This is a genomic window from Arthrobacter sp. AOP36-C1-22, from assembly GCF_052377515.1.
Lineage (GTDB): Bacteria > Actinomycetota > Actinomycetes > Actinomycetales > Micrococcaceae > Arthrobacter_H.
Genome location: NZ_JBQSWW010000029.1, coordinates 1 through 20,433 on the forward strand (window position 1 = coordinate 1; position 20,433 = coordinate 20,433).

The window sequence follows — 20,433 nt, forward strand, 5'->3', positions numbered from 1 at the left end:
TCTAGCCTCCCGGGCCTTTCAGCCCCTGCACGACGACGCCGGCGCGGTCACCTCGGAAACGAGGGGCCGCGCCGGCGTCGTTAAAATCCGGAACGGTGGGGGTCAGGTCCCCGGTAGTCCCGCCAACTCGATGGCGAGGTTGTTCCGGGCCGGCTCCTCCCACAAATCCCGTCCGCTGGTGGTGCCGAAGAGCGTTTCGGTATCGAGCAGGGACCGCAGGACGGAGGCGCGGCCCCGGGCGAAGTCGGCATCGGAGACCGTGGCGTAGTCGCGGCGCACCGCGGAGACATAGCGTCGGTAGGCCGGGCCGGGGCGGGCCAGGACCTCCAGATCGGCATCGCAAAGCAGCCGGCCACCGGCGTCGTGCCCTGCGGGGCGGTGGTCGGCGGTCAGACGGACCAGCCGGGCCACCTCGTCCACTTCGGCCGTGGGCAGACCCGCCGTGGGAAGGAGCTCTTCGGCCAACCGGGCTGAATCCTCCTCATCCCGGCCGGCGACTCCGGCATAGACGGCATCGTGGAACCAGGCCGCCAGCCACGGTGCGCGCGGATGCGCTCCAATGGCCTCCCCGCGCGAACACAACAGGTCCAGGGCCCGCAGAACGGCCAGCAGATGGGCCCGGTCGTGGTAATGCCGGTGCGGTTCGGACCAGCGTTCCATCAGTTCTGAGGCGATCCAGGGGCAGCCGGGCAGCATCCGGTCCCAGGCATCGGTGAGGACCCCTTGGAGGCGCTCGGGGCGTTGGTGGGCCGGGACGCGCACCCCGGAACGGATCAGCCGCCGCGCCAGCTCGGTGGCCGGGACCGGATGCGCCCCCGCGGCAACCAGGCCATCGAAGCGCCGGAGGGGGACGTCATAGTGGTCGCGGTCGAACGCGCGCCGACTCAGCCCGGCAGCCGTGGCAAAGGCGTGGAGTTCCTCCACCGAGACGTCGGAGACCAGATGTGAGAACACCGTGCCGTGGGCCGGCCACAGCGGCGGATCGATGAGGATGGCCATGGACCCAGATTACCGGTGATCCCAATCGCGCAACACGGCCCGGGCGGCATGCCAGCCGGCCATCCCGTGCACACCCCCGCCCGGGGGCGTGGAGGAGGAACAGATGTAGAGTCCCGCCGTCCCGGTGTTGTAAGGCCGCAAGGTCGGGGCAGGGCGCAGGACCTGTTGGAGCCCACGGAGTGATCCGCCTCCGATGTCCCCGCCCACCAGGTTGGGGTTCCATGATTCCAACGCCTGGGGTGAGGAATCGACCCGGCCGATGATGCGGTCCTGGAATCCGGGGGCGAAGCGTTCGATCTGGGCATCGATGAGCGGGGCCGCATCGGCGGTGCACCCGTTGGGGACGTGGGCGTAGGCCCACACCACGTGGCGACCGTCCCGGGTCCTGCTGGGATCGGCGGTGGATTGCTGGCAGAGCAGGACGAAGGGCCGGGCCGGCAGGTGCCCCCGCTGGGTGGCCGATTCTGCCTCGGTGATCTCCTCCATCGTCCCGCCCAGATGAACGGTTCCGGCTTCGGCAGTCCGCGGGTCGGACCAGGGGATGGGGCCATCGAGCAGATAGTCGACCTTGAAGCCGCCCATGCCGTACTTCCACTTCGCCAGATGGCGGCGATAGCGGTCCTCCAACCCGGCCCCCTGGAGTTTGAGGATCTGGCGGGGGGTGAGGTCCAGCAGGACGGCATCGGCCCGGGGAAGATCGCGCAGGTCGGTCACCGGGGAATTCGTGTGGATCTTTGCCCCGTGCTGGTCCAATACCGCTAGCAGGGCATCCACGATGCGGCCGGTTCCACCCCGGGCCACGGGCCATCCCAACGACTGCCCGAGCCCTCCGAAGACCAGGCCGAACGCGGCGGTGAACGGATGGGTGGGGGGCAGCATGGAATGGGCCGCTGAACCGATGAAGAGTGCGCGGGCTTCCTCGGTTTCGAAGAGGCGACGGGCCAGGAGATGGGCCGGCCAACCGGCCCGGATGCCGAAGGAGGCCATCGACAGCGGATGCGGCGGCAGACGCAACAGCGGCCCGGTGATGTTCTCCAGCGTTCGATGAGGATGCTTGACCACCGGCTGGTGCAGCAGGCGCCAGGCGTTCCGGTCGGAGCCGAGGCTCGCAGCGGTCAATGAGGCATCGCGTTGGAGCAGTGCGGAGTCGCGTCCGGGCAGCGGATGGGCCATGGGGTAGGTGGGGTGGACCCATTCGAGCCCGTGGTCGGCCAGACCGAGTTCCCGGAAAGCCGGGCTGCCCACGCCGAAGGGGTGGCCCGCGGCACCCAGATCGGTGATGAAACCTTCCCCGAGTGGTTCTGCCGATCGTGCTGCGCCTCCCGGCAGGGGGCCTTGTTCATGGATCGTCACGTCAACGCCTTGGCGGGCCAGGAAGGCCGCGGCGGCCAAGCCGTTGGGGCCCGATCCGACGACGATGGCCGTACGTGACATCAATGACTCCGTCTTCGAGGAAGTTGTCCATCGACAACCCTACAGTGGGCCTCGGCATGGTTGGCGGTGCTGCCTGTCGGGGACCGTTCCGCCCCTAGGCCGGTACGTTGCTGCACTTTCCTCCGATGGTCAGCGTGGGCAGTGTCGCGACGGCACTCATCGGTGCGGATGTCCAGGCTCCCGCCGTGCTGGTCAGGGTCAACGTGATCTTTGCCCCGAGGCCCAACAGAGCGCTGAGCAAGCCGACCGGGACCTCGGTCCTGTAGTTGTTCGGCCCGGCGTCGGGATGCGAGTCATCAAGGAAGGAAAAATTGTTGAGTTTGTCCACGATGCTGATACCCCGGTTGCTTTTGGCCTCAAATCTGATGTCCTCCAGCGTTTGACCGGCGGGAAGGTGCCAGTAGAGCAGGATTTTATCCGGCTTCAAGGCATGCGGGACGTACGTGCAGCCGCCGTTCGGGGTGGGGGATTCGACCCGGAGGGCGGTGAACCGGCCCGACGAAGATTCGGCATCCGCCCATTGGGCCTCGGTGGGTTCCGCCATGCCTGCCCCGGAGGCTCCGAGCAGAGTCAGCGCCAGCACGGCGACCAGCAGTGGTGAGGACCGGGACAACAACCGGCGGACGGAACGCACGTCAGCCACGATGGGACCTGCGTTGAACGACCCGGGCGACCAGGGAAACGGCCACACCGCCCACGACGGCGATCAATCCCCAGAACAGGGCACCTAGGACGTCCCCGCCGGTGGAGGGCAGTGGCTCAACGATCGGGCGTCCGGGGTCGGCTACGGAGCCCTCGGAAGGGCTCCCCGTCCGGTCTGTCCCGGTTTCCGGCGACGGACCGCTTGGATTGGCCGAGACCTCTTCGCCCGCCCCGGCGACGACCAGCCTGAGCCGGGTCACCGCATCCTGGGCCACTGCGGCATCGCTCGGGACACGGACCTGAAGGCGGACCCAACGCTGTTCCCCGGTTCCGAAAGACAGGAGGGGGCCAGAATTGGTGTTGCCGGATGCCGAAATCCCCGCCGCTGGGACTTCCGCCCCGGGGCAGCGTCCCTCATGCCAACGCGTCGTGCAGGCCGTCGTGGTGATCTCCAACGGGAGGGCTCGACGCCCGGTGAAGGCATAGCCGACCTCGATCTTTCCGGGCGAGGGCGGATCGGCGCTGATCCCGACCTGCCAGACGACCGAGTCGCCGGGAGCCAACGTCGTCATCGCTTCCGGATCCGCCACGGAGGTCAGTCTCAGGTACCGTCCGTTGATCTGGCGGTCCGCCGGGTCTGCCTGGGCCGAAGGGACCGTCAGGGTCATGGGGGAGAGGAAGACCGCCATGCCGAGCAGGAGAGTAAGTGCTCCTCCTGGATGGCGCCCTGGGCGGCGGATCTTCGGGGAGGGGGCGGATGTGCCGGTCCGGCTTTCGCAATACGCTGGCGTTTCTTCGGTGGTGGCCGGTCCTGCGGGGGCGTTTCCTGAGGCTTTGTCCTTCGTGTTCCCGGGCGGACGTGGCCAAAATGTCCAAGTGACTAGGGCCCCGGCAGCGAGCGTGATCAGACCGAGGACCCAGGGCCTCGACATGCCAACAATGACCTTGGCCATCCCCGGAACATGCCAAAGCACCAGGCCTGCCTCGGCCACCGTGTAGGGGGCGATGTCCGCGGTGTCATTGGCATCGCCCTTGAGCCGGATGACGCGCTGGCCGGCGGCATCTCCAGGGGACGACTCCACGACCCGGTGCGTAACGGGCAGCTTTCCCGGACGATCCACCGTGATCACGTCCCCGACGCTGATCTGCTCGGCAGGAATCTGTCGGATGACTGCCACCGACCCTGCCGGGATCGTCGGGGTCATGGAGCCGGTCTTGAACATGATCAGCGAAATATTGAAGACGAAAGCCAACACCACCAGCACCAGACACAGGGCCCCTCCGACCGCAGCGAGGTTCAGGACCAGATCACCAATGAGTTTCCCGGCGGAAGGACGGCGGGATCGGGTGGGGACAGGTCGCATCTACGTGGCCGATGTTGCGCTGAATACCCAGGTCGCGGAACCGGATTTTCCTTGTGCCGTGTTGGGCGTCTTAGCCGCCAGGGTCACCTCGAAGCAATATCGGACGGTGTTCGCTCCAGCTGCGGAGACGGCTTGAGCAGGGAGGGGAAAGACCGTGCCGATGTTCTGGGCCGCCCCGGTATAGACGGTTGAGGAACACTTGGTTCCGGCTGGTACTGCTGCCGCCCGGTAACTGAGGTTCCCGGTGATGGCCGAGTCCCCGGCCACCGTGGCGTCGGTCACGGCAACAGTTCCATCGATCGTGGTTCCAGCAGTGGTCCGAACGTCGAACGAGGCGAAGGCCTTATCGCCTGGGGTCATGCCCGTGGCAGCGAAGTCCAAGGATGCAGGTGCGTCGCTGGGGTGCTTCGCGAAAGCGCTGCCGTTCGTGGAGCCTTGGATGCCAAAGACACTGGTGCCGAAGGTCCCGGTAGCATTTTCACCATCGGTCCAAGCCGCCAACGTCGTGGCACCACCCACACCGATGACCAACGCGCCGATCAGCAGCGCCCGGATTTTAGCTCGGCGTCCGCCGGTGCGTTCTGGTGAGGTTGAGCCATGTGTTCCCACGATGTGCTAGCTGTCCTTGCTGGTCGCCGTGAATTCCCAGGTGGAAGTGCCTGTCTGGTCCTGTGCCAGGTCGTCGTCGGCCGTGACTATGAAGCAGAGATTGGTGGCTTCGCCGGCCGACGCCGCAGCACCCTTGGCCAGATCGAAGGCGGCTGCACCGGAGACGGAGCCCAAAGCGGTACCTGCCGGGACCAGGTCGGTGCCCGCGGTGTCGGAATCACAGCCGAAGGCCTCGGTCTGGATCAAACGGTAGCTCATGCCGGTGGTCGTTCCACCGGCGGCTGCCGTGATATCGACGGAAGCATCATTGGTCGTCGTTTCATCCAGGCGAACCGAGAACGGAGCGTAGACACTGTCGTTCGGGCTCATGTTTTCCGGGTTGACCTCGAAGGTCAGTGCGGCGGCATCTTCGCTGCTGGGGTGGTCGGCGAATCCCTCGGTCGAGCTGGTGGTGCTTCCCTCCAGATTGAACTGTCCGGACGCGAAGGTCCCCTGGGCGAATTCGGAGTCGTTCCAGGCCGCGAGCGTTACTGCGGCCCCGACCCCCACCACCAGTCCTCCGACGAGAACGGCGCGGAACTTCTTCTTTGAATCTGCCTGCATGGCTTCCCCCTCGTGCGGTTGGTGCCAGCCCACATCGCGGACTAAATGGGACACCCGGAACCATGCTATGGATTCAAGGGTGACCTGTTGGGAATCCAGGATATTTCTGGCTAGTCGGACGCTGCACTCTGGCCGATTGGCTATCGTAGGCCCGCCGCCGGTGGGGAGGGTGTGCGGGAGGGTTTCTAGCGGACGAAGGAGTTGGCGTCTCTGGTGTCCAGGAGTCCTGCTTGGGCGACGGCCACGGCGAGTTGTACGCGGTTGCTGATGTTCAACTGGGAATTGAATTTGGCTATATGGGCTTTGACCGTGCCTTCGCTGACATGAAGGGTAGCGGCGATTTCCTGGTTCGTGCAGCCCTGGGCGACAGCGATCAATAGCCGCTGGTAAGTTCGCCGCAGCGGGCAATGATCTGCTCCTGGGGCCCGCCCTCAGCCGAGCCTGGAATCTGGAGTCGTTGTTGATCAGATGAGGAGGAGAAGATCTGATGGCCGAGGGAGACGAGTCTCAAGGCAGAGGACAGCTCACGGACAATGGAGCTCTTGGCGAGGAAGCTGCTGGCGCCGGCCGCGTAGGCGCGGCTGATGCTGACGGCGTCGTGAACCGTGGAGAGGAAAACCACCTTGACCTCGGGGGCCTCTGAGCAGATCATCTTCGTCGCCGTCAGACTGTCGACATCGGTGACATTGGTTTCCATCAAGACGATGTCGGGTTTGGCCAGGATCGCCGTCTCCGCGGCCTCGGTTCCGTTGGAGGTGACGCTCTCCAATTCGAGGTCGCAGGTCTGTGAAAAAATATGCCTGACGGCGAGTAGCGACATGACATCGCTATCCGCGGCATGGACTCTGAGCCGCTTTTCGCCCATGTTTTCTCCCTCCGGAGCCCCCTGGCTCTCCGTGGACGCTGCCGAGGCGTTCCCTCGAGTACTTATACGGCTATGGAACTATTAATAGCCTACTTTCGGGGCGAGACCTCAATTCAGCAGGGGCATTTCGCGCCCTGGTGCCCGTCGTCGACGTGAGGCCCATCGGCTATTCATGTCTAGCTGAACGGCCAGACCGATCCGCCATTTGAATCCTTAGGGTTCTTCGTGGGGGGATCTTGGCCGGAAGATGGCTGCTCCCACCACTTCATCACTAGATCGCAAATATTTGGGAGGGCCTTTGAGCTTGGCAACTAAACCATTGGAGGTCGGGAAAAGACGTTTCCTGACCCCCAAGAGAATTCTGGCGGGCACGATGGTTTCCAGCCTCTTGATGTTCCAGACGGGAATCGCTTCGGCCGCCGATACTGATGTATCGGAAGCCCGTGGACAGGTTATTTCCAGCGATGTGTTGAGCCTGGACCTTCTGGAAGCCGCCACCAGCGAAGCAGGCGTGCCGAGCAACCCGGGCGAACACTATGAGCCGCTGAACGTCGGCGCACTCGGTGCTGTGAACCTGACACTTCCGTCGCTGCAACTGCCGTTGATTGATGACGGCAGCGGTAATGGTCTGCTGGATCTTGGCGCACTCGGTGCGCTGCACAGCTATGCGGAAGCCACGGAGCCGACCAAGGCCACTGCTTCGGCCGGCCTGGTGGGCGCGGACGGGGCCATCGATGCCAACGCCGGTGGAGGCGGAAGCTCCGAAAACGCAACGGTCGAGCTCACTCGCCTGCTGGGTCAGCTGGGTGTTGACGGTCTTACCGATGAAGTCATCGATCAGCTCAACCTTGAAGTCGGGGCAATCGCCTCGACGGCAACCCTCGATGCAGGGACAGGCAAGAGCGATTACACCGTTGCCGATCTGAAGGCGAACGTCAACAGCCCGCTGGTCGGATCGCTGAGCGGCGACCTCGGTGACGTTGTCAACGGTGTGGGAACCACGCTGAACGGGGCGGTGGGCGAGAACGGGGCCATCACCGGCGCCCTCGAAGACGTGCTGAGTACTGAAGTCAACCTCGGCGTCGCCAAGGTGAATCTTGGGCCGACGGAAATCTCCATCGGTAATTTGGATTCCGCTCTGGAATCAATCAACGACGGCCTCTTGCAGTCGACCATCACGGACACCGACGGGCTGGTTGCTCTGAACCTGGCGGATGGAACCATCACCATCGACCTGGAGAAGGCGGTTGCCGGCGGAACCCTCAATGGGTTGCCAGCCAACACTGAAGTCATTAGTTCGGCTACTCTGCAAAAGGTGACCGATGGTCTGGCTGAAGCGGTCGGTTCGTTGACCGATCAGCTCAACACGGAGCTGACGAAGGCTATCAACGAAGCAACATTGACGCTCGAAACAGGCCTCAGTGTTAAACCGCCCTTTGTCTCTGCTACTACAGGGAACCTCACAATTGACGGCGCCTTGGGCGATTTCTTGGGAACCTCCGGGGCAGACCCGAACGTTGACGCGGAGATTAGCCTTTTGCCGACTCTGCTCAACCCGGTGTTGGATTTTGTCGCGGATAGCTTGGTTGTTCCGCTGACGCAGAGTGTCGGCGCAGTTGTGAACCCGTTGCTTAGCGGTCTGACTGACAGCCTGACGGGTGTTGCGACTCCGGTTCTGAATACCCTCTCCCCGGTTCTGAGCGGAGTTCTGGACGAGGTCGTATCAGTCACCATCAACAAGCAGAGCGGCAGCGCTGCAAACCTGGGCACCGAATCTCAGGACGTCACGTTGCCGGCCGACTTCCACGTCTCCGCACTCGCACTGTCGTTGTTGCCGCGCGCTGATGCAGCCAACGTGGGACTCGCAACGTCATATGTGCGAATTGCCGAAGAGGAAATCGAAACAGTTGCCATCACTAATCCGGCACCGGGCTCGGAAGTCACTGCACCTGCGGGAGGCACCTCAGACGTTCCGGTTGAAGGAACAGGGGAACCGGGTGAGGAAGTTGTCGTAGTCCTCGACGGCGACGATGGAACTTCACAGACAGCAACCGTGGATGAGGACGGAACCTGGTCAGTCACGTTCCCGGAAGTTGAGCCGGGTGATCACACTGTCGTTGCTACGCAATCCGGTGATGATTCCACGGCTGAAACCGATTTCGCTGTTGTCGAAGACACGGACGCTGATGCGGCTACTGCTGCTGACGCTGACACCGATGCTGATGTGAACGCGACTGCTGACACGGATGCTGACACGGATGCGGCTACTGCTGCTGACGCTGACACCGATGCAGATGCGAACGCGACTGCTGACACGGATGCTGACACGGATGCGGCTACTGCTGCTGACGCTGACACCGATGCAGATGCGAACGCGACTGCTGACACGGACGCTGCTACGAATGCTGACTCCGATACCTCTTCCAACGGCGAGGATGACGCATCAGCTGATGTGGTTATCACGAGCCCCACGGAGGGCCAGGACATTGATTCTTCCGATGATGGAAGCGCCGATGTTCCGGTGACCGGCACGGGCACTCCCGGTGAAGAGGTCGTCGTGACCTTGGACGATGGAGAGAGCCAGACGGTGACCGTTGACGAGGATGGTGATTGGTCGGTGACGTTCAAGGACGTTGACCCGGGCAAGCACAGTGTCACGGCTAGCCAGGAGTCCAACGGATCCGAAACTACCGTCGGATTCATGGTGACTGCTGCTGGCGACTCATCGGCTTCTGCCGATGCGGACTCGTCCGCGGATGCCAGCGCTGGAACCGGAGCAGATAGCGACTCCGCTAGTTCCGGTGTGAACGTCAACAACGGCGGCGGGCTTGCGTCCACCGGTGCGACCAGCTTGCCATTGGGCCTCGCAGCCCTGGCTCTGCTGCTCGCCGGTGGTACTGCACTGCTGATCGCTCGGAGGCGTTCAGTCTCCTAACGGAGGCAATAAGACGTGGGCTGGCACATCGGAGACGATGTGCCAGCCCACACCATTTATTCGTAACCGTCGCGGTACACCAGCAGTTGGCTGTACCGCTGGCGGAAGGGCCGAAGGTATTCCCCTGATGACACACACTCCAATGCCCACCAGAAAGCGTCCGGCGTGGTTGCGCGGCGTCACGATCGGGTGCGTCGCGATCACGGCTTGGCACCTTTTGGCCACCTTCCTATGGGTGGCTCCTCCGAGTGGTTTGCGGGACCTCGTTCCGCAGAAGGCGTTGAGTAGCTACATCATGCCGTTGTTCGGACAAAGCTGGAGCGTCTTCGCTCCCTCCCCGGTCAACGGCGACTACACCGTCAAGGTGCGGGCCCAGCTAGAAGGTTCGAAGAACGCAACCGAATGGGTCGATGCCACCGACGTCGAGTCACGCATGCTGACGCACCACCTGTCTCCGCAGCGGGCCGCAATTCTCGGGGGGATTCAGGGGCGTGACTATAAGAAGACCTTCGACAAACTCGAGAAGGCCCAGAAGGATGTTGTCGCCGCCGGCTATTTCAAAGGTGACGATTGGCTCGCCAGGCTTGATCAGTCATTGATCGCCTCCGCGGAATCAACGGCAGAAAAGCATCGCGCCGAGGCACATATGGAGGCGGAGAAGACCACCACGGCCTACGCAACCCAAGTAGCCCATGCCGTATGGGGAGACGCGGTGAACTACGTCGAATTCGAGGTCAGCCGCCAAAGCGTCGTTCCGTTCAAGCACCGGCATGATCCTGAGGCCAAACGTCCCGAGGCAGTAGTGATATCGACGGGCTGGCGCGGCCGATACACCGTACCGGGTCAGAACCAGGAACGGTTCGCCGAAGTCTTCAACCGGGCAAGGGGCGAAAGATAGCATGGAAGATTTTTCACGCAGGTTCGCCGGCTTCAAAGGCGGAGTAGCCGGATTGTGGGGCTCGTTCTGGAGCGAAGGCCCCCGGCACCTCCTGGCCGCCATCGGCGGCGTCTTGGTGACGATCGAAAACTGGTTGCTGGACACCAAAAAGGCCAGATACGGCCTCGCCGTCACCCGGATCCTCCTCGGAATCGCCGCATTGGGGCTGTGGACCACCAACTTCGGAAGCCGGTACTACACCTTTGGCTCGGGTGCGGCATGGACGGGCCAGATCCAGGACCCCGAGAGCAAGCTGTCCGCCTCCTGGCTGTTTTCGGCCTTCCGCCATGCAGCAACCAACGACACCGCCCTGACGTTGCTCTATCTACTGACCGGCGCTCTGGCCGTGACCGTCATCCTGGGGTACCGCACCAGGATCCTCCTCCCGCTGTTCACGGTGATGTGGGTCAGCCTCATCGAGGTCCAGGATCTGGCCTCGGACCAGGGAGACAATATCTTCCGCATTGCGTTGATCGGTCTCATCTTCGCTGATCCTTCGGGGCGTTGGTCGCTCGATGCGCGCCGTCGAGCCAAACGCGCAGGCAAGCAGAGGGCGGGGAAGGGGGCTGGGATCCTCGCTCGGATCGTCCCCGACCCGGTGCCGACCCTAGCGCATAACCTCGTCATCGTCGTGCTGGCCTGCCAGGTCATCTTCGTCTACGTTTCGGGTGCCCTCTATAAGGCCGGTGGGGCGCCCTGGCGTGACGGAACCGCGGTGTATGCCCCCTTGCAGACGGTCCGGTTCGGGCCCTGGCCGGAGCTCAGCGACCTGGTCACGGCCTGGGGACCCGCGGTAGCGATCGCCAGCATCGGCTCAATCATCATCCAGCTGACGTTCCCCGGGGCGTTGTTGTTCAGATGGACGAGGATCCCTGCGCTGTTCGCGATGGTGGGATTCCACGTCGGCATCGCCGTCCTTATGGGCCTGCCCTGGTTCTCGTTGGCCATGATTGCGATTGATGCGATCTTCATCCGCGACGTCACCTGGGAGCGGTTACGGTCGTGGATCGTCCAGGCCTGGCGTCAAGGTGCCGGCCGAATCCCGGAACCGTCGCGTCCCGCGGAAGAGTCCGATGGCATGACCGATGAGAAATCTTCTGAACAGGAAGCCCCCAGAGAGAAGGCCTCTGTCGGCGCCTCGGCGAGGGCCGCGGCCCGGAACGGGGCCCCGCTTAGTAGGTGAACATCCTTGCATTTGCTGCCTCGGCATCGTCGTACTGCTGTGAGGCATGGGACAAGGCGGTGTTGATGGCGGTCAGGGATTCTTCGACCTTCATCTGGGTGGCCCGCCAATCGGCGACGACGGCCTGGAAATTCGAGGCAGCAGCCCCGTGCCAGGAGGACTCGAGGTCCCGCAGACCGGCCTGCATGGTGTTCACCTCGGCACGTAGGCGCTCGATGGTCCCTTGGACTGCTTGGGCCCGTCCGCGCATTTCTGCTGTGTTGGCCGAAAAACTACTCATGGTGACTCCCCGCTCGTTTCCTTGACCTCCACGGTCGGGGACACCCGGATGTGCCCCAGCAACACGATGCACGAGTAGGAAGCGCTCCCGCGCCGATCGGGAACAAACTGTGGAAGGTTCAGGACCCGTCGTCGTCCGTGGAGGAGGAGTCGGCGGGGACCAACGGCAGGTGGATGGACATGGTGGCCCCACCACCAGGGGTTTCGGTGAGTCGGACGGACCCATCGTGCTGGGCGACAATGGCCGCGACGATCGCCAATCCGAGTCCGGTTCCGCCGGTCTCCCGCTGGCGGGAGCTATCGGCCCGATAGAACCGCTCGAACACCCGGGCTGCGTCCTCCTCGGAGATCCCGCTGCCGTGGTCCCGGATCGCCAGCACGGCATCCGAACGCCCGTCGATCACCGGCAGGACCCCGACCGCCACTTCAAGGGGTGAGCCTTCGGGGGTATAGCGCAGTGCATTGGTCATCAGGTTCCCCACGACCTGGCGCAGCCGAAGCTCATCGCCGCTACTGGGGGCGCTGGTGGCCTGCGGTCCGTCCAGGCCCACCAGACGGACTTCGCGCATTGGGGCATTGACCCGGGCGTCCTCCACGGCATCCGAGCCCAACTGCAGCAGATCCACCGGTTGGCGTTCCAAGGGGCGTTGTTCATCGAGGCGGGCCAGGGTCAACAGATCCTCCACGAGCTGGGCCATGCGTTTGGCCTCGCCTTCGATCCGGCCCATGGCCGTCCCGATCTGCTCTTCCCCGCTCACCCCGCCGTGCCGGTAGAGCTCGGAGTAGCCCTGGATGGTCACCAGAGGGGTCCGTAGCTCATGGGAGGCGTCCTGGATGAAGCGGCGCATCTTGCGTTCGGAGGCGGCCCGCCCGCGGAAGGCCTGCTCGATATGGGCCAGCATCGCGTTCAGAGAACGGGATAATCGGCCGACCTCGGTTTCGGGGGGATATTCCTCAACACGTCGGGAAAGGTCCCCGGCGGCAATCGCCGCGGCGGTGCGTTCGACCCGGACCAACGGCCTCAGGGCCCTCCCCGTGATGCCGTAGGCGATCATCGACATCACCAGGGTCACCAGCGTGCCACTGGTGACCACGAGTTTCGTGGCCTTGTCCACGGTGCCCATCGTCGACTGCAGGGGCAGTGAGACGACGATGTATCCGTCGTTGTTGCGCAGGGTGTAGATACCCGTGCGCCAGCCACGGGAGGATTCCTCCGTGCCGGGGACGTCCATGTTGAAGGATTTCAGGTCCCGGACCTCATCGACGGTCATCGGCGGGACTTCGGGTGCATCGGTGTGCTTTCGATGGGGGAGTTCGTAACGCACGTTGCCGTCGTTGTCCCGCAAGGTCCCCCGGAAGCGGTTGAACTCCAGCGTCGCCCCCTCGCTGGGCATCTCCTGGTTCTTCCAGGAAGACCACATGATGTTCGCCAGGGCGATCGAGTTGTCCTTGAGATCGGTATCCATCTGGTCCTGCAGCGTCAGCCGAAGCGAGGCCGACGCGGACAATGCCGTGACCAGCACCCCGCACATCATCAACGTGGCCATGAGGGCCACGAGCTTGGAGCGGAGGGATACCTGCCGCAGGAGGCGGGGGAGCGAACGCACCAGAGGCCGGACCTAGCGCCGATCGGCCGAGCGCAGCAGGTAGCCGACCCCCCGCTTGGTCTGGATCATGGCCGGCCAGTCCTCCCGGGCATCGATCTTCCGGCGCAGGTATGAAATATAGGACTCGACGATGGAGGCGTCCCCGTTGAAATCGTATTCCCAGACGTGGTCGAGGATCTGGGCCTTGGAGAGCACCCGGTTCGGATTCATCATCAGGTAGCGCAACAGCTTGAACTCGGTGGGGGATAAGTCGACTACTTCGCCGGCACGGCGGACTTCGTGGGCATCGTCGTCGAGTTCCAGATCGTCCACGCGGATGATCGCATCGTCCTCGTCCAGCGGCTGGGTCCGTCGCAATACGGCACGGATCCGGGCCACGACCTCGTCGAGGCTGAATGGTTTGGTCACATAGTCGTCGCCCCCGACGGTCAGGCCCTGGACCTTGTCCTCGGTTCCGTCGCGTGCCGTCAGGAACAGGACGGGGAAGTGGCGGCCGGCCGCGCGGAGCTTGCGGGTGATGGTGAACCCGTCCATGTCCGGGAGCATGACGTCCAGCACGGCAAGATCCGGGAGTTCCTTTTCGACGGCGGCCAAGGCTTCACGGCCGTTGGCCGCAGCGGTGACGTCGAAGCCGGCGAAACGCAGGGAGGTGGACAGCAGCTCACGGATATTGGGTTCGTCGTCGACGACGAGGAGCTTGGCTTCCGCAGGTTTGTCAGTCATGGCACCAATTGTGCGTGTAAAGTCTGGGAGTTTTCTGTGCGCCAGTTGTGTGCCATGGTACGAGGGTATCGGCGCGGGCCGATGGTCTCATCGACGCCGTCTGGCGTTGATGCGCAGCAGAAGCAGGGTGATGAGCAACAAGAAGGCGACCGGTAGCCCGTAGAGGCCGACGGCCATGACCGGGGTGAATGGAGTGGCACCCGCGGTGTACTGGATCAGGACGAAGGACAGGCACGCAACGGAGACCAGGGCGATTGCCGCGGCCAACACGGTCACGATGCGCTGTGCGGTGGCGGGGGAATCAAGGGTGTTCACCCGGTCAAAATATCAGCGTCGGGGCGGCGGACAAAGTCCTCTCGGCCGCGCCCATGCCGTACTCTAGACGAATAGACTTCCCCGACCAGGATCGCATCCGCGCCCAGACGCAGTCGATGCGGGTTCGGTCGGGAATCCAGACGCGGCGCGGCCATCGGGCCGGGCGTCGCCGGTACGCGAGAACGAGGTAGGCGAAGTGCCTTTTGGCAAAGTGAAGTGGTTTGAAGCCTCCAAGGGTTTCGGGTTCCTGGTCACCGACGACGGCCAGGAGGTGTATCTGCACGCCTCGGCGTTGCCCGAGGGCGTCAGCGAGGTCCGCGCGGGCACCCGTATGGAGTTCGGGATCGCTCAGGGCCGTAAAGGGGCCCAGGCATTGACGGCGCGCGTCGTGGAGGCCGCCCCTTCGGTGGTCCGTGGCAAGCGGAAGCCCGCAGAGGACACGGCGATCCTGATCGAGGATCTCATCAAGGTCCTCGACAAGGTCTCCAATGGATTGCGCAAGGGCCGGTACCCCGAGAAGGGCCAGGCCACCAAGATTGCTGCGGTCCTGCGCCGCGTCGCCGACGATTTGGACGCCTGATCATGGCACGGGCACCAAAAGTCGACGCCCTTCTGAGCGCCGAAACCGACCTCGCCCGCATGACGCTGTCGGCCACCGTGGAACCCGGCTGGGTGGGGGAGCACCTGGGCGTCGCCGCTGATGACGATCGCGTGCTGACCCACCGTTTCGAGGCCAGGCTCCCCGGGTACGCCGGATGGAACTGGTACGTGACACTGGCCCGGGTTCCGCGCGGGAAGGTGGCCACGGTCTGCGAGACCGGGCTGTTGCCCGGCGAAGGAGCCATCGTGGCCCCCGCATGGGTGCCGTGGGCCGACCGGGTCCGCCCCGAGGAACTCCAGGCCCAACGGGAAGCCGAGGCGGCCGAAGCCGCGGGGCAGGAATCCGGCGGCAAGGAACCGGAACAAAAGCCAGAACAGAGCGACGGCGCAGCCGCCTCCGCGGCCACGGGCACCGGGAAGGGGTCGGCGGCCGAGCCCGCGCAGGCTCCGGCCGATGAGCAGCATGACGGGGACGGGGAGGAAGCCCCCGCGGCCGAGCAGACCCAGCAGCCTGCGGGCCGGGGTCCGCAGCGCTCCCGGTCCCGCCGTCGTCGCCGATAGCGGCTACATGTTCTCCACGACGTAGTCGATGCAGGCGGTCAGGGCCGAGACGTCGTCCGGTTCGATCGCCACGAACGTGGCGATCCGCAGCTGGTTCCTGCCCAGCTTCCGGTACGGCTCGGTATCCACGATGCCGTTGGAGCGCAGGATGGAGGCCACCCGGGCGGCGTCGATGGAATCGTCGAAGTCGATGGTGGTGATGACGTTGGACCGGTCTTCGGTCTTCACGACATAGGGGGTTGCGACCTCGGAGGCCTCGGCCCATGAATACACCCGGCCCGCCGAGTCGGCGGTGCGGGCTGCCGCCCAATCAAGACCGCCCTGGTCGTTGAGCCAGGAGATCTGCTCATCCAGGGTCACGAGGGTGGCCAGCGACGGGGTGTTATAGGTCTGGTTCTTCAACGAGTTGTCGATGGCCGTGCGCAGGTCCAGGAAATCGGGGATCCAACGCTCGCCCGACCCCACGCGTCCGGCGCGTTCCAGCGCAGCGGGCGAGAACAAGCCCAACCAGAGACCGCCGTCGGAGGCGAAGTTCTTCTGCGGGGCGAAGTAGTAGACATCGGTTTCGGACACGTCCACGGCCAGCCCTCCAGCCGCCGAGGTCGCGTCGACCAGCAATAAGGCCCCGTCGTCGGCGTCCTCCACACGCTTCACCGGTGCCGCGACACCGGTGGAGGTTTCGTTCTGTGGCCAGGCGTAGACGTCCACGCCCGGCTCCGCGAGCGGGGTCGGCCGGGTGCCGGGCTCCGAGGAGATGATCGAGGACCCCTGCAGGAAAGGGGCCCGGTCGGTGGCCTTGGCGAACTTCGAACCGAACTCGCCGAAGGACAGGTGCTGGGCCTTCTGCTCGACCAGGCCGAAGGAGGCGACGTCCCAGAAGGCCGTGGAGCCGCCGACACCGAGGATGACTTCGTAACCTTCGGGGGCGCTGAAGAAGGTGGACAGGCCCTCACGGATGCTGCCGACCAGGTTCTTGACCGGGGCCTGGCGGTGCGAGGTCCCCAGGATCCCGGGGTTGGCCGCTGCCAGGGCCTCCAACTGCGCGGGACGGACCTTGGAGGGGCCGGCGCCGAACCGGCCATCCGCCGGCAGGAGGGATGCGGGGATGCTCAGAGAGTCGGTCAAGTGGTGCTCCTGCCATCGGTGAAATCAGTGGTGTGGACTTCGTGGGTTCGGAAAATACCCCGGACCAATGGTGGCGCAACAGTTGGTGGAATGCCGAAAGCAGGTGGCATTGTTAACGCAGGTAGAGTTGCAACCACGGGTTCCCCCTTGACCGCCCCGCCCTACAGGAGTGCCACGCAGTGACAGATCTGATCGACACCACGGAAATGTACTTGAGGACCATTTTGGAACTCGAGGAAGAGGAAATCACGGCTCTGCGTGCCCGCATTGCCGAACGCCTGGACCATTCAGGGCCGACGGTTTCGCAGACGATCGCCCGGATGGAACGCGACGGCCTGGTGGTCGTCAACCAGGACCGGCACCTCGAACTCACGGTCACTGGACGGGAACGGGCCACCTCGGTGATGCGCAAACACCGTCTGGCCGAGCGGCTGCTGGCCGACGTGATCGGACTGGATTGGGAATACGTCCACGACGAGGCCTGTCGGTGGGAGCACGTCATGAGCGAGCGCGTCGAAAAGCGGCTTTACGATCTGCTGGGCAAACCCACCGACTCTCCCTACGGCAACCCGATTCCCGGGTTGGAGGCCCTCGGGGGACCGGCGGCCCACGAATTCTCCATGGGGGTACAGAACCTAGACTCCGCCTTGCTGGACGAGAACACCGGGCCGGTGGCCGTCGAACGGCTGGCCGAGGCGATCCAGGTGGATCCCGAACTGCTCGCCCAGCTCAATGAAGGCGGCATCCGTCCCGGGGCCCAAGTGACCCTGGAACGGGCGGGGGACTACGTCCTGGTCCGCGTCGAGGGGATCGAAGGAGCCCTGGAGCTTCCCGTGGAGGTCAGTGCCCACGTTTTCGTGGCACGGCAATCGCTATAGTCGATATAGTTATAACGGAACTGTTACTTCGTATCCGATTCGGGTAGCGTGGATAACGGATGGGGATTCGTCCTCATCCACTCGTTCCGACGCTTAGCCCTGCCTGCGGATCGGGTCCGTTCGCCCAAATGACAGGCAGGGGTGGAGAACCCAAACACCGACGGCCGGCTCGCCTGTTTCCTTGGCACCAGGCCGTCTTGGGGTGAAGCTGCAGCTTTGTGCGCGGCCGGATCCGTGGGATCCGAACCCGACAGCTAACTCCGCAGGCGCCATGAGAGGTCTCTCGTTTGACAGAGCAAAAACGTTCCGGGCGGCGTGCCGCCCCGGCACCGCTGGCCGAAGCTGTAGCACCGGACATCGTCCACGGCCCGTATGTGCCCCGGCGGTTTGCGTCGACCATGCGTTACGCGGCACCAGCGACTTCGGTGCGTTGGGAGGCAGCCCAGGCGGTTGCCGCCGAGCAGCCGGCCGATCTTGCCGACATCGTTCCGCTCCTGGCCGATCCGGCAGGCAGCCAACAGTCTTTCCCCGCACCGCAGGACACCAGGGAGTCGTTCGATTCCACGGTGATCGGCCTGCCCGTCGGTGTCCGCGCCGCCGGCCCCCGGGCTCGCACGCATTCCCCGCGCCGCCCCGTCCTGGCCTGGAGCCACCGGTTTGCCGCCGTGGCAGCGGTCTCCGGGTTGGCCTTGGCGGCCGCGTACCCGGCGCTGGATGGCGGCGACGAGCCCGCCGGGCCCGATGAGCGGGTCGCCCACCAGGCCAGCGCCAATATCGCCGACGTCGACGTGCCGGACTCCGATGACTTCGCCATCGTCCGCGCCTCGGTCTCCAGCAGCTTCAGCAAGGACGACCAGCTCGATTACCTGATGTCCGCCTCGAGGGGGGACGTCAGTCGGATCAATACCCGCGGCGTCCTTGCCCAGCCGGTTGATCATGTCCGGATCACCTCCCCGTTCGGCGCTCGGTCGAATCCCACCGGTGCGGGCGGACAGGTCCACATCGGACAGGACTACGGAATGGCCTGCGGGTCCCCGGTGAAGGCCTCGGCCGCGGGCACCGTGGTGCAGGCAGGCTGGGCCGGGCATTCGGGCAACCGGGTCCGCGTCGACCACGGCAACGGCCTGGAGACCACCTACAACCACAACAGCAGCCTCAAGGTGTCGGTGGGGCAAAAGGTCAAGCGTGGCCAGGTGGTGTCCCTGAGCGGGACGACCGGCAACTCCACCGGCTGCCATGTCCATCTGGAAGTCCTGGTCGACGACACGCCGGTTGACCCCGCAGGGTGGCTTTAGCCCCGGAAAGTCGCGGGTCGTGACCTGGAGCTAACCGTTTCGTGACCTGAACGTGACTTTTAGAAGCACTTCATATAATGTTGTCGTCGTGCCAGACCGCATAGGGGTCAGGCACACTCGAGCAGATTGCCGAATACTGCCACTGCCCGAGGTCCGTTCGCAAAATCGCTTGGCAGTAGCGGGGGAACCACATTTCGGGTCCATCAGGATCCTTGGGGTTAAGTGTCAGGGTCCGTCCAGCGGGCCAGACACCGAGTGACTCCCACTCGAATCCGACAGCTCACCTCGCAGGCATTGGGAGAGGTAATCAATTCATGACCACGCGTCACGCTCTTGGCCGTCACCGCGCCACCCCAGTTCGCACCAATCCGTTGGAGTCGATCTCCAAGGCAGTGTCCTCCAACGCAGGCTCCGTTGGCCGTCAGGCCGCCGTGATCGCCGCAGCATCGGGCCTCGTCCTGTCCATCGGCGTTCCCGCCCAGGCCACCCCGGCCACCCGCGAAGCAGATAAGGCGCCGGTTTCCGACGTCCTGCAGGCCGACCTCGTCGCCAAGAAGGCCTCCGTGCAGGGCACGGTCAAGGTCGCTGCCGCGAAGAAGAAGGACGCCCCGGTCGTCAAGGTTCGCTCGATCAAGTCCGCCACCGATGGCGCCGACTACCGCGCAGCACAGAAGGCAGAGCGCGAGGCAGCCGAGAAGGCCGCCGCCGAGCGTCGCGAAGCAGCTCAGGAAGCTGCCGCCGAGCGCCAGGAAGCAGCTCAGGAAGCTGCCGCCGAGCGTCGTCAGGCCGCTGCCGCCTCGAACTCGACTTCCTCGAGCAACTCGTCCTCGAGCAACACTTCGTCGAGCAACTCCTCCTCGAACAACGCGTCCTCGGGCAACACCTCCTCGACGTCCTCCAACGTGACGAAGAAGGAAACGAAGACTGCCCCGAGCACCGGCAACTCCAGCATTGCCAGCATGGCCAAGCAGTACATCGGATCCCCATACGTCTTCGGCGGCTCGACCCCGGGCGGCTGGGACTGCTCCGGCTTCGTGCAGTACATCTACGGCAAGGCCGGCGTCAGCCTGCCGCACAACGCCGCGGCACAGCGCGCCTCCGGCAAGCTCGTGCGCACCTCCAGCCCGAAGCCGGGCGACCTGGTCTTCCAGAGCAACGACTCGCACGTCGGCATCTACATCGGTGGCGGCAAGATGGTCGGGGCCCAGAACCCGAAGGCCGGCACGGTCATCCGCGACACCACGGGCCCGTACGCGGCCCCGCTGGTCGGCTACTACACGATCGCTGGCTAATAGACTTAGCATCTAGTGGAGCTCTCACCCGAAAGGGTGGGGGCTCCACTACTTTTAAGCCAGCGGACACCCCGACGACGGGAAACGATCCCGGGCATGAACCCCCCGGACAGGGCAGCATGAATTCGTCGTGGGGGCAGGAGTGACACGCGCGGCGACGAGGCGGGGTGGTCCCCACGACGGGGGT

21 protein-coding genes and 2 riboswitches are annotated in these 20,433 nt (G+C 64.5%); of the genes, 8 read left to right on the top strand and 13 right to left on the bottom strand.

Annotated features, from left to right (window positions below; translation table 11 throughout):
- Window positions 1-102: 102 nt before the first annotated feature.
- From ACT3S6_RS13665 to ACT3S6_RS13700, 8 genes are all read right to left on the bottom strand, one after another.
- Window positions 103-999: a DUF4031 domain-containing protein gene (locus ACT3S6_RS13665; RefSeq protein ID WP_444555408.1), complete on the bottom strand. Its 897-nt coding sequence runs from the start codon at window positions 997-999 to the stop codon at window positions 103-105.
- Window positions 1,000-1,008: 9 nt separating this feature from the next.
- Entirely contained in the window at window positions 1,009-2,433 is a 1,425-nt protein-coding gene (locus ACT3S6_RS13670; RefSeq protein ID WP_444555409.1) for a phytoene desaturase family protein, read from the bottom strand.
- Window positions 2,434-2,527: 94 nt separating this feature from the next.
- A complete protein-coding gene (locus ACT3S6_RS13675) occupies window positions 2,528-3,076 on the bottom strand; it encodes a hypothetical protein (RefSeq protein ID WP_444555410.1) in 549 nt (182 codons plus the stop codon).
- Window positions 3,069-4,439: a signal peptidase I gene (locus ACT3S6_RS13680; protein ID WP_444555411.1), complete on the bottom strand. Its 1,371-nt coding sequence runs from the start codon at window positions 4,437-4,439 to the stop codon at window positions 3,069-3,071. The genes ACT3S6_RS13675 and ACT3S6_RS13680 overlap by 8 nt, the downstream gene beginning before the upstream one ends.
- Entirely contained in the window at window positions 4,440-5,048 is a 609-nt protein-coding gene (locus tag ACT3S6_RS13685; protein ID WP_444555412.1) for a SipW-dependent-type signal peptide-containing protein, read from the bottom strand. It abuts the gene before it with no gap.
- Window positions 5,049-5,054: 6 nt separating this feature from the next.
- On the bottom strand, window positions 5,055-5,651 hold the full coding sequence (locus tag ACT3S6_RS13690; protein ID WP_444555413.1) for a SipW-dependent-type signal peptide-containing protein: 597 nt from the start codon (window positions 5,649-5,651) through the stop codon (window positions 5,055-5,057).
- Between the two features lie 185 nt (window positions 5,652-5,836).
- A complete protein-coding gene (locus tag ACT3S6_RS13695) occupies window positions 5,837-6,028 on the bottom strand; it encodes a response regulator transcription factor (protein WP_444555414.1) in 192 nt (63 codons plus the stop codon).
- Window positions 6,025-6,516, bottom strand: coding sequence for a response regulator (locus ACT3S6_RS13700; protein ID WP_444555415.1), 492 nt, complete (start codon window positions 6,514-6,516; stop codon window positions 6,025-6,027). The genes ACT3S6_RS13695 and ACT3S6_RS13700 overlap by 4 nt, the downstream gene beginning before the upstream one ends.
- A 247-nt stretch (window positions 6,517-6,763) precedes the next feature.
- On the opposite strand from ACT3S6_RS13700, the gene ACT3S6_RS13705 reads away from it, so the two are divergent.
- The 3 genes from ACT3S6_RS13705 (at window position 6,764) to ACT3S6_RS13715 (ending at window position 11,571) form a co-directional block, all read left to right on the top strand.
- Entirely contained in the window at window positions 6,764-9,451 is a 2,688-nt protein-coding gene (locus ACT3S6_RS13705; RefSeq protein ID WP_444555416.1) for a choice-of-anchor G family protein, read from the top strand.
- A gap of 142 nt (window positions 9,452-9,593) precedes the next feature.
- A complete protein-coding gene (locus ACT3S6_RS13710; RefSeq protein ID WP_444555417.1) occupies window positions 9,594-10,349 on the top strand; it encodes a DUF5819 family protein in 756 nt (251 codons plus the stop codon).
- Between the two features lies 1 nt (window position 10,350).
- Window positions 10,351-11,571: an HTTM domain-containing protein gene (locus tag ACT3S6_RS13715; protein WP_444555418.1), complete on the top strand. Its 1,221-nt coding sequence runs from the start codon at window positions 10,351-10,353 to the stop codon at window positions 11,569-11,571.
- On the opposite strand, the gene ACT3S6_RS13720 is transcribed toward ACT3S6_RS13715, so the two are convergent.
- From ACT3S6_RS13720 to ACT3S6_RS13735, 4 genes are all read right to left on the bottom strand, one after another.
- Entirely contained in the window at window positions 11,561-11,851 is a 291-nt protein-coding gene (locus ACT3S6_RS13720) for a WXG100 family type VII secretion target (protein WP_444555419.1), read from the bottom strand. The two genes, ACT3S6_RS13715 and ACT3S6_RS13720, sit on opposite strands and share 11 nt — an antisense overlap.
- Before the next feature lie 118 nt (window positions 11,852-11,969).
- Window positions 11,970-13,457: a sensor histidine kinase gene (locus ACT3S6_RS13725; protein WP_444555420.1), complete on the bottom strand. Its 1,488-nt coding sequence runs from the start codon at window positions 13,455-13,457 to the stop codon at window positions 11,970-11,972.
- Window positions 13,458-13,469: 12 nt separating this feature from the next.
- On the bottom strand, window positions 13,470-14,180 hold the full coding sequence (locus ACT3S6_RS13730) for a response regulator transcription factor (RefSeq protein WP_444555421.1): 711 nt from the start codon (window positions 14,178-14,180) through the stop codon (window positions 13,470-13,472).
- Between the two features lie 87 nt (window positions 14,181-14,267).
- On the bottom strand, window positions 14,268-14,495 hold the full coding sequence (locus ACT3S6_RS13735) for a hypothetical protein (protein ID WP_444555422.1): 228 nt from the start codon (window positions 14,493-14,495) through the stop codon (window positions 14,268-14,270).
- A gap of 196 nt (window positions 14,496-14,691) precedes the next feature.
- Between ACT3S6_RS13735 and ACT3S6_RS13740 the strand changes: the two genes are divergently transcribed.
- Window positions 14,692-15,075, top strand: a complete 384-nt coding sequence (locus ACT3S6_RS13740; protein WP_444555423.1) for a cold-shock protein — start codon at window positions 14,692-14,694, stop codon at window positions 15,073-15,075.
- 2 nt (window positions 15,076-15,077) lie between these two features.
- Window positions 15,078-15,656: a DUF3027 domain-containing protein gene (locus ACT3S6_RS13745; RefSeq protein WP_444555424.1), complete on the top strand. Its 579-nt coding sequence runs from the start codon at window positions 15,078-15,080 to the stop codon at window positions 15,654-15,656.
- 3 nt (window positions 15,657-15,659) lie between these two features.
- On the opposite strand, the gene serC is transcribed toward ACT3S6_RS13745, so the two are convergent.
- On the bottom strand, window positions 15,660-16,781 hold the full coding sequence (gene serC / locus ACT3S6_RS13750; RefSeq protein WP_444555425.1) for a phosphoserine transaminase: 1,122 nt from the start codon (window positions 16,779-16,781) through the stop codon (window positions 15,660-15,662).
- A gap of 179 nt (window positions 16,782-16,960) precedes the next feature.
- Between serC and ACT3S6_RS13755 the strand changes: the two genes are divergently transcribed.
- The 3 genes from ACT3S6_RS13755 to ACT3S6_RS13765 all read left to right on the top strand — a co-directional run bounded on the left by ACT3S6_RS13755 (window position 16,961) and on the right by ACT3S6_RS13765 (window position 20,246).
- Window positions 16,961-17,659, top strand: coding sequence for a metal-dependent transcriptional regulator (locus ACT3S6_RS13755; RefSeq protein ID WP_444555426.1), 699 nt, complete (start codon window positions 16,961-16,963; stop codon window positions 17,657-17,659).
- A gap of 111 nt (window positions 17,660-17,770) precedes the next feature.
- Window positions 17,771-17,942, top strand: a riboswitch (cyclic di-AMP (ydaO/yuaA leader).
- Between the two features lie 4 nt (window positions 17,943-17,946).
- Complete coding sequence (locus tag ACT3S6_RS13760; RefSeq protein ID WP_444555427.1) at window positions 17,947-18,954, top strand: M23 family metallopeptidase; 1,008 nt, start codon at window positions 17,947-17,949, stop codon at window positions 18,952-18,954.
- A 133-nt stretch (window positions 18,955-19,087) separates the two neighbouring features.
- Window positions 19,088-19,262: riboswitch (cyclic di-AMP (ydaO/yuaA leader) on the top strand.
- Window positions 19,263-19,268: 6 nt separating this feature from the next.
- The gene (locus ACT3S6_RS13765; protein ID WP_444555428.1) at window positions 19,269-20,246 is read left to right on the top strand and encodes a C40 family peptidase; all 978 of its coding nucleotides are present in this window, start codon (window positions 19,269-19,271) and stop codon (window positions 20,244-20,246) included.
- The last annotated feature ends 187 nt before the right edge of the window (window positions 20,247-20,433 follow it).

Coding starts and splice junctions, on each gene's coding strand:
- ACT3S6_RS13665 (WP_444555408.1), bottom strand. CDS start 999: ATGGCCATCCTCATCGATCCGCCGCTGTGGCCGGCCCACGGCACGGTG.
- ACT3S6_RS13680 (WP_444555411.1), bottom strand. CDS start 4,439: ATGCGACCTGTCCCCACCCGATCCCGCCGTCCTTCCGCCGGGAAACTC.
- ACT3S6_RS13715 (WP_444555418.1), top strand. CDS start 10,351: ATGGAAGATTTTTCACGCAGGTTCGCCGGCTTCAAAGGCGGAGTAGCC.
- ACT3S6_RS13765 (WP_444555428.1), top strand. CDS start 19,269: ATGACCACGCGTCACGCTCTTGGCCGTCACCGCGCCACCCCAGTTCGC.
- ACT3S6_RS13690 (WP_444555413.1), bottom strand. CDS start 5,651: ATGCAGGCAGATTCAAAGAAGAAGTTCCGCGCCGTTCTCGTCGGAGGA.
- ACT3S6_RS13720 (WP_444555419.1), bottom strand. CDS start 11,851: ATGAGTAGTTTTTCGGCCAACACAGCAGAAATGCGCGGACGGGCCCAA.
- ACT3S6_RS13730 (WP_444555421.1), bottom strand. CDS start 14,180: ATGACTGACAAACCTGCGGAAGCCAAGCTCCTCGTCGTCGACGACGAA.
- ACT3S6_RS13705 (WP_444555416.1), top strand. CDS start 6,764: ATGGCTGCTCCCACCACTTCATCACTAGATCGCAAATATTTGGGAGGG.
- ACT3S6_RS13710 (WP_444555417.1), top strand. CDS start 9,594: ATGCCCACCAGAAAGCGTCCGGCGTGGTTGCGCGGCGTCACGATCGGG.
- ACT3S6_RS13700 (WP_444555415.1), bottom strand. CDS start 6,516: ATGGGCGAAAAGCGGCTCAGAGTCCATGCCGCGGATAGCGATGTCATG.
- ACT3S6_RS13670 (WP_444555409.1), bottom strand. CDS start 2,433: ATGTCACGTACGGCCATCGTCGTCGGATCGGGCCCCAACGGCTTGGCC.
- ACT3S6_RS13745 (WP_444555424.1), top strand. CDS start 15,078: ATGGCACGGGCACCAAAAGTCGACGCCCTTCTGAGCGCCGAAACCGAC.